At 69.4% G+C, this 1,744-nt stretch carries 2 protein-coding genes and 1 pseudogene; all 3 read right to left on the bottom strand.

What is annotated here, in order from left to right:
• Positions 1-134 (bottom strand): annotated as a pseudogene (locus HUK84_RS23320) (tRNA (guanine(46)-N(7))-methyltransferase TrmB); the annotation flags it as partial.
• A 4-nt stretch (positions 135-138) separates the two neighbouring features.
• On the bottom strand, positions 139-1,326 hold the full coding sequence (gene metK, locus HUK84_RS17020; protein WP_176641327.1) for a methionine adenosyltransferase: 1,188 nt from the start codon (positions 1,324-1,326) through the stop codon (positions 139-141).
• Positions 1,327-1,474: 148 nt separating this feature from the next.
• On the bottom strand, positions 1,475-1,744 hold a 270-nt coding region (locus HUK84_RS17015), incomplete at its 5' end, for a dihydrodipicolinate reductase C-terminal domain-containing protein (RefSeq protein ID WP_281362843.1).

Raw genomic sequence — 1,744 nt, 5'->3', positions numbered from 1 at the left:
AGGCGTTGCTGGCGCGGGCGCAGCGGATGGCCGCGCTGGCGGCCGTAGAGCCGGTCCGGCGGGGCCTTGACCGCGACCGGCTGCGCCGATTCGCGGGGGGCGGGGACCGCCTGCGATGCCTGCCGGACCGTCATGCGCTCAGCGGTTGAAGGCGCCGCGCAGCGCGTCGACCAGATCGGTCCGTTCCCACGTGAAATTGTCGCGGGCCGGGTCGGGCGTGCGGCCGAAATGGCCATAGGCGGCGGTTTCGGTATAGATCGGGCGGTTCAGGCGCAGATGCCGGCGGATGCCGCGCGGCGAGAGGTTCATGACCTCGCGCAGGACATCGCCCAGCTTCGCCTCGTCCACGTCCTTGCCGGTGCCGTCCAGGTCGACATAGACCGACAGCGGATGCGACACGCCGATCGCGTACGAGATCTGCAGCGTGCAGCGATCGGCCAGGCCGGCGGCGACCACGTTCTTGGCCAGATAGCGGCAGGCATAGGCCGCCGAACGGTCCACCTTGGTCGGGTCCTTGCCCGAGAAGGCGCCGCCGCCATGCGGGGCCGCGCCGCCATAGGTGTCGACGATGATCTTGCGCCCGGTCAGGCCGCAATCGCCGTCGGGACCGCCGATGACGAACACGCCGGTCGGGTTGACGTAGAATTCGTCGTCCGGGCACATCCAGCCCTCGGGCAGCACCTCGAGCACCACCTCGCGCAGCGCATCGCGGATCGCGGGCTGGCTGGCGCCTTCGTCGTGCTGGGTGGAGATCACCACCGAGGTCGCGCCGACCGGGCGGCCATCGACATAGCGCAGGGTCACCTGGCTCTTGGCGTCGGGCTGCAGGTTGGCGACGCGCGCGTCGCCGGCCTTCCGCAGGTCGCGGATGCGGTGCAGGATGCCGTGCGCGTAATGGATCGGCGCCGGCATCAGCGTCTCGGTCTCACGCGTCGCGAAGCCGAACATGATGCCCTGGTCGCCGGCGCCCTCGTCCTTGTTGCCGGCGCTGTCCACGCCGACCGCGATGTCGGCGGACTGGGCGTGCAGATAGGACTCGATGGCGGCGTTCTTCCACGAGAAGCCGCTCTGGTCATAGCCGATATCGCGGATGGCGGCGCGCGCGCCCTCGATCAGTGCCTCGGTCGTCACCGAGGACGGGCCGCGCACCTCGCCGGCCAGCACCACGCGGTTGGTCGTCACCAGCGTTTCGCATGCGACGCGCGATTCCCCGTCGGCCGCCAGATAGGCGTCCAGAACGCTGTCGCTGATCCGGTCCGCGACCTTGTCGGGATGGCCTTCGGACACCGATTCCGATGTGAACAGAAAATCGCCTTTGTTGCGCATGATGGTTCTGCTGACCTCGCACGATGAAACGGGGTGCCGCCGCTCATGCGGAGGCAGGGGGGCGGGACGATGTGACGGAATACCCGCACAGCGTCAAGTATTTTCAGGGCATATCACGCTCGCGCCGAGGGAAATCAGGCCCCGAGAATCAAGGAGCGCGCAGGCCCAGCACGTCCTCCATGTCGTAGAGGCCGGGTGTGCGGCCGCGCAGCCACAGCGCCGCGCGCACCGCGCCGGTGGCGTAGATGCGCCGGTCGAAGGAGCGGTGGGCCAGCGTGATCTGTTCGGCGGCCGAGGTGAAGGTCAGGGTATGTTCGCCCACGATCTGGCCGCCGCGCAGCACGGCGAAGCCGATCGCATCGGCCCGGCGGGGGCCGGTATGGCCGGTGCGCGCGTCCTCGACATGGCTGGCGAGATC

This window comes from Nguyenibacter vanlangensis (assembly GCF_013376155.1).
Lineage (GTDB): Bacteria > Pseudomonadota > Alphaproteobacteria > Acetobacterales > Acetobacteraceae > Gluconacetobacter > Gluconacetobacter vanlangensis.
Note: the sequence above shows the minus strand (reverse complement) of the source record. Positions and strands in the feature narration are given on the sequence as shown.